Origin of the sequence: Neosynechococcus sphagnicola sy1 (assembly GCF_000775285.1) — a bacterium.
Taxonomy (GTDB): domain Bacteria; phylum Cyanobacteriota; class Cyanobacteriia; order Neosynechococcales; family Neosynechococcaceae; genus Neosynechococcus; species Neosynechococcus sphagnicola.
The window spans coordinates 37,542-43,635 of sequence record NZ_JJML01000063.1; the positions used below are offsets into that span (position 1 = coordinate 37,542).

Below are 6,094 nucleotides of genomic sequence, written 5' to 3' on the forward strand. Positions count from 1 at the left end.
AGCAGCTTTAAGAATACCTGAAAACCCATCGCTTTCCCTAGGAGGGTTTAGGAGTGAATTTTGCCATCGGGCATGGTTGCCCCCTTGAGATCAGCCCCCAACAGATTGGCACTGCTCAATTCCGCGCGATAGAGATTGGCATTTTGTAACACCGCATCTCGCAGATCCGTTCTCGCAAGGTAGGCATTATTCAGGTTCGCTTCCGTCAAGTTTGCCTGACGGAAATCGGCGCGACTCAGATCGGCATGGGTAAGCTTGGCGCGTTTTAAGTTAGCCCGATTGAGGTTAGCACCGCTGAGGTTAGCACCTGGGAGGAAGGCATTCTCTAAATTGATGCCATTGAGATTTGCTTCTAGCAGCACCGCTCGTTCCAGCTTGGCATCGAACAAATTGGCAGATTGGAGTACCGCCCCTTGGAGATTGGCCTCGGTCAAAAATGCCCCCTGGAGATTGGCCTGACTCAGTACCGCTCCTTGCAGATTTGCCCTTCGGAGATTGGCCTCAGTCAGGTTGGCTCCTTGGAGATTGGCACGATGGAGATTCGCTCCTTGCAGATTTGCCCCCCGCAGATCGGCATCTATGAGATTACTCGCCCTTAACATCACACAGATCTGGCGTTCTTCCCGCAAATTTGCTCCCCGTAAACAGGCCCCCCGCAGATCGGCTCCATTGAGGTTGGCTCCCCGGAGATCGGCATCCATGAGATTGCAATCGAGTAACACCGCCAGGGTAATGTTGGCACCGTTGAGAATCGCCCCCTGCAAGCTGGCACCGTGGAGGTCGGCTTCCCTGAGATTGGTGTCTCGCAAATCTGCCTGATTCAGATTCGCCCCGCTGAGACGGGTATTGATCAACATCGCCCCCCGCAGCGTCGCTCGGTTCAGATAGGCCAAAACCAGATTAGCACTGCGTAAGTCAGCACCGCTCAAGTCAATTCCAATCAGATCGGCATGGTTGAGATCGACTCCGCTCAACTTGGCATCGCTAAAGTTCACCTCACCGGCTGCATACCGAAGCAACAGTTCATTCGCATCCATTGGCAGGATTGGGGAGCTAGGGAGTTGGACTAGGGATAGTAAAGTCTCATGGAATGGGCGATCGCCCCCGCCACCTGAGTATATTCATCTCTAGGCTCTAGCGTTACGGCTGCTTTGCTGAGGATGGATTCTATCTCTGTCGTCGTCCCACAATTCCCCAAAAGCGTCTGCAGCAGATCCTCCAATTTATGTTGGGCGATCGCAGCTCCATAGGGATCGTTGGCAGACAGCGGGGGATACAGCACCGCAACCAAAAGAATTTTGGCCCGCAGCGGATTGGTATGCTTCATCACCTCTAAGCGCAGATCGAAGCGGTGCGTTCCCCAGGATGGAGGTGGAGGAAGCTGGGGTCTGGGGGGAGGAGCTAAGGGGATGGCTGATGGCTTCTCAGCTCCTGAGACTACATCAGGTAGTGACTGACTCCAGGGATGGCACGTCAATTCTGCCGCTGAAACATACAGTGGCTCTAGATGCCGCTGGATGAGATTTGCCACCTGCTCGTACTCTGCGGGTTTGTTCAGGCTACTGGCGGCGTTTTCCAAGGCGGAGCACAGATGAGCCAGGGTGGGTGCAGACTCTACCAGTTCTGACAGTAAATCCGAGAGCTTTACCTGGTTGAGGTGGGCTATATCCGTTTCCCAGGTGCCCCGACCCATCCACAGCAGCAGTTTCTTAATCCGCCCAACCCATTCGCTGCGCTCCAACTCGGCAGCAATTTCTGTATAGGGATTGCGCTCTAGGAGGGCTGGCTGCGGATACAAGGGCTCCACCTGATACAAGATCCAGCTGGCGATGGGGAAGTATTCTGCCTGTTTGTTGAGTCCGCCGACGATGTCGTAGAGCAGAGTTTGGAGGTGAATCAGCGTCGGGGCTGCATAGAGTAACTGGGGCAGCAGTTCTTGGAGTTGCAGTTGCCCTAGTTTGATCGGGTCGGGTTCCCAAATATTGCGGCAAGCGTAGAGCAACAATTTCTTGACGCGCAATCGGTGTTCAGTATGACTCAGATTTTGGGCAATTTCCCGATACAAACTCTGGGGCAAATCAGGGGGGCCGGGATAGGTATCCCCCGCCGCTTGTAGCGATCGCTGCTCAGGAAGCAGTGGCGGGGCTGGCGATGTCATCGGAGCTAAGCTGGGAGGAAGGTCCGCAGAGCCGGTTGGCAGAATTAAGTATATTGGCAACGCGTCACAAAAGTTTTTCAGCTGCCGCTCACCCAAATAGCTGACGGGCAAGTCAAGATTCCACTTGACAACCTCATAGAGAGTTTGGGAGATGCAAATTCCCCCTGGACTGGCTTCTTCTTGTAAACGGGATGCAATGTTCACCCCATTGCCAATCACGTCCGAACCATTGAAATAGACATCCCCTAGGTGAATGCCAATTCGATGGCTGAGAACTTCTTCCGGTGGCAGTTGGGTGGCGGTCTGCGCCAGAGTTTTTTGAATTTCAATCGCACAGTTAACGGCATTAACCGCGCTGGTAAAACACATTAATAAACTGTCACCAATCGTTTTGAGAACTTGACCTTCATATTGGTGGCACAGACGGTTCATCATCAGAAAATCACGATGAATCGAGTTAAAAGTGCCGGATTCATCCGCAGACATCCGCAGACTAAAACTCACTGCATCTGTAAACACAACGGCAGCTAGAGTGCGCTTTCCCTTGAAATTTGGGGTTACTGCCTCAGGGTGCATAGGTGGCTAAAGCCAATGCTAGAGGTAATCATGATGTCAGGTTCAGCTCAGTATATCTAGTCCCATGGTCTCCATGTTGCTACTGTCAGAGAAGTTTAAAGCCTGCCCGCGCACCTCCTGGTACAGCCGTCCTCGTTCATAGACAATCTGGCCTCCGACGATGGTCACCACGGGCCATCCTGTGAGGTTCCAGCCCTCGAAGGGACTCCAACCACATTTGGTCAATAGTTCTGCTCGCAATACGGGTCGGTAGGTTTGGAGATCAACCAGAACCAGATCCGCATCATAGCCAGGGGCAATCACGCCCTTGTGGGCAATGCCGTAAGCTCTTGCGACATTACGACTCATCCACTGGCTGACCTGGGCCACCGTACATTTTCCTGCCATTGCTTGTGTCAGCATCAGCGGGAGTGAAGTTTCTACTCCCGGCATCCCTGAAGGAACATTTGCGGGTTCTAACAGTAGGGTATCAGCAGCAGAGGCATCCCGTTGAGCAGTGATTTGACCTTTCTCTGCCAATGTATGCGGAGCATGATCCGTCGCAATAAAATCAATCACTCCGTCTAGCAAAGCTTGCCAAAGCACTTCTTGATCATGGGGCGATCGCAGGGGGGGATTCATCTGCGCCAGGGTTCCAATTTTTTCATAGGCACTGGTATTCATCAGCAAATGCTGGGGCGTTACCTCTGCGGTCACCCATTGGGGCTTGTCTTGTCGCAATAAGTCCGCTTCTTCGGCGGTCGATAGATGTAGGATATGCAGCCGTCGCTGGTATTTTTTAGCCAGAGTTAAGACAAGTTGAGTGGCGTTGAGGGCAGCTTGATTATCCTGAATGATGGAGTGAATCGCCGGATCTGGATTCCCAGCAAATTCCTGACGGCGTTGGGCAATCCGTGCCTGATCTTCGGCATGGACGGCAATCAGGCGGCTTCCCTGGGCAAAAATCCGATCTAAAATCTCTGCTTGGTCAACGAGCAAAGCTCCAGACATGGATCCCATAAAAACCTTAATCCCACAGGTCGGGGATGCTTGGATCAGATCAGGTAACACCTCTGCGGTGGCACCGATAAAAAACCATAGTTGACCAAGCACTTGGCAGCTGCTCGCTGTAACTTGTCGTCCAAAGCTGCCTGGGTGGTCGTGGGGGGACGGGTGTTAGGCATCTCTAAAAAGGACGTGACACCACCTTTGGCACAGGCACAACTGGCTGTGAATAAATCCTCTTTATGCTCCAAACCTGGTTCACGGAAATGGACTTGGGGGTCAATGACTCCCGGCAATAAATTCAGTCCCGTGGCATCGATCTCTTTCAGGGTAGAAGTTGTATCGCTGGTGGGGATATGGGAGCCAACCTCAAGAATGCGGCCATTTGCGATCAGCACATCCCCCTGGAACCATTCACCATTAGGTAAAAGGATCTGAGCATTGCGAATCAATAAGCCAGACTCAGCAGTCATCGTGTTTTACCCCAATAATGATGTATCGGAAATTGCGGGGACAGTGATATTAAAGACAGTCATCCTAGGGTTGAATCTACCAGGAATTGCTTGACAGATTGTCCCTGACAGCAGTTTTGTCCTAACTTTGAAGTCCGTGGCAATGGCTGATAGAGATATGGCATCGGCTTCAAGGAAACGCCACCGCCCATTCAGGGAAGCCATGAGCTACTAGAATAAATCCCCAGTGTTTACTTTTGGTTAACGAGTTGTCTGAGGAGAGCATTGTTTTCCTGGACGGCCTGGGTCAGCTCGCGTATATTGCCCTGCAACTCGCTGGCCTGCTTCTGCGAATATTCGAGTTGCGGCGAACAAATTTGCCCATAGAACGCCAGGAACCCCGCGCCCAACAGCGTCAGGATGCCCGTAATTGCCCCCACCAATTGCAACGCCTGAGAAACGGGTATAGGGGATGGCGTGGGATTAATCGGTGTCGAGTTCATCTGTATCACCTATTTCAGACAATCGGTCGTCATACTCACCGGAATTGAGATAGTCCCTCAGCTCTGCCTCAGAAACGGGCGACATGAGCAGCTCCCCAGGGCGAACGACAAAATTGATGTGTTCCTGACCACCACTCACAGGAGGGAGATGACCGTAGAGAGTGGGATAGAAATCAGGATGACCGGGCAAGATTAGGGAGTCCATTTTTCCAGTACCACAGACCAAACTGCATTAGAGGGGTATTTAGCTCTGACACCGACGCGGCGGGTCAAGGGTAACGCGAGTGACTCAAAGACAAAAATCTGCTGCTCATTGAACGGGCAATAGAAAGACTTGATGCCCTGGTTAGCACCATCAAACGACTGGCAAATCAGCCCCGGCAGGATGTTGGGATTGCTGTTAGGTCTGAGAGAGAGCCTAACGATTTCATCTCCAGTACCTAGAGGGACTGAATAACGCCAGTCACTACTGACCTTAATAGACCCAATGGTGAACCAAGACATTAACGACTTGAGCCAATCAAGCTCACAGAATCGATGTTGATTCCCTGATACTTCTTGCCGTTTAAACTTCCACCCGTAACCAGGTCATTCAAGTTATCAATCTGAGCGAATCGGATAATCGAACTCTTTTTAGTAGAGCCACCTAAGTTGATCCTCACTCTTGCGGGCCTGGGCGAGTTGGCACCAAATACCAGCCCCTTATCGGTGTCCTTTGACTTGGTGACCCCAAGCGCTTTGGCGATATCCTTGTACTTGTCCTCTTTAGCTCTCCAGGCAAAGCGAATAGAACCAGCATTTGCAAGACTGCCCCCAAGATCGCAATACCAGACAGTCGTAACTGAATCAGCCATTTTAAACTCCAGAATAAGTTAATGAATCAACCAGAATAAGTCAATGAATCAACCGAGCGACGGGATTAGCCCGGTGGGGTGGACTCGTCAATATAGGCAGCAGCGACAAAGACCGGAGCACCAGTCGTGCCATCAACGCTAAACGTCATCGGCAACGTTGCGGTAACGCTCATCTCCAGGGCATCAGTATCAAACGTGATTGAGATGTTATTCGGGCTGTCTGGATTCGATTCGATTGCCTCTTGTTCCGCAATCTGCAACCTGACCAAAGCTTCAACAAACGCAGATTCGAGGTTCGGAGCGTCCAAATCACCATCGCCCTTAGTAAACGTGGTATATGCCGCTGTGCCGCTCGACAAAATCCACTTATTAGCAACCATGGTGGGTCTGCCAGCAGTCGGGTTAATCGTCACCGTGATGGGAATGGTTGCAGTAATTGAGCATTCGGCAGGCTCAGTGTCAAACGTGACGTTGAGGTTACTGGGGGAAGCGGGGTCATCAGCGATCGCTGAATTTTCGTGCCCTTGGAGCTTACTTGCGACCTCGATCACCGCAGCTTCGAGGGAA

The 6,094-nt window shown here is 51.8% G+C and carries 6 protein-coding genes and 1 pseudogene; all 7 read right to left on the reverse strand.

Features of this window, described 5'->3' with window-relative positions; all coding sequences use genetic code 11:
- Positions 1-47: 47 nt before the first annotated feature.
- Positions 48-1,037 carry a pentapeptide repeat-containing protein gene (locus DO97_RS18570; protein WP_036536344.1) on the reverse strand — a complete coding sequence of 330 codons (990 nt, stop codon included), beginning with the start codon at positions 1,035-1,037 and terminating at the stop codon, positions 48-50.
- A gap of 29 nt (positions 1,038-1,066) precedes the next feature.
- Positions 1,067-2,734, reverse strand: coding sequence for an adenylate/guanylate cyclase domain-containing protein (locus DO97_RS21550; protein ID WP_052128950.1), 1,668 nt, complete (start codon positions 2,732-2,734; stop codon positions 1,067-1,069).
- A gap of 42 nt (positions 2,735-2,776) precedes the next feature.
- Positions 2,777-4,191 (reverse strand): annotated as a pseudogene (locus DO97_RS18580) (dihydroorotase).
- A 230-nt stretch (positions 4,192-4,421) separates the two neighbouring features.
- On the reverse strand, positions 4,422-4,673 hold the full coding sequence (locus DO97_RS18585; RefSeq protein WP_156120658.1) for a hypothetical protein: 252 nt from the start codon (positions 4,671-4,673) through the stop codon (positions 4,422-4,424).
- Positions 4,654-4,878 carry a hypothetical protein gene (locus DO97_RS24145; protein WP_156120659.1) on the reverse strand — a complete coding sequence of 75 codons (225 nt, stop codon included), beginning with the start codon at positions 4,876-4,878 and terminating at the stop codon, positions 4,654-4,656. Before DO97_RS24145 ends, DO97_RS18585 begins: the two co-directional genes overlap by 20 nt.
- 298 nt (positions 4,879-5,176) lie before the next feature.
- Complete coding sequence (locus tag DO97_RS18600) at positions 5,177-5,527, reverse strand: hypothetical protein (protein ID WP_036536353.1); 351 nt, start codon at positions 5,525-5,527, stop codon at positions 5,177-5,179.
- Positions 5,528-5,592: 65 nt separating this feature from the next.
- Positions 5,593-6,094, reverse strand: a 502-nt coding sequence (locus DO97_RS18605; protein WP_204368751.1) for a hypothetical protein, incomplete at its 5' end; no start/stop codon positions are given.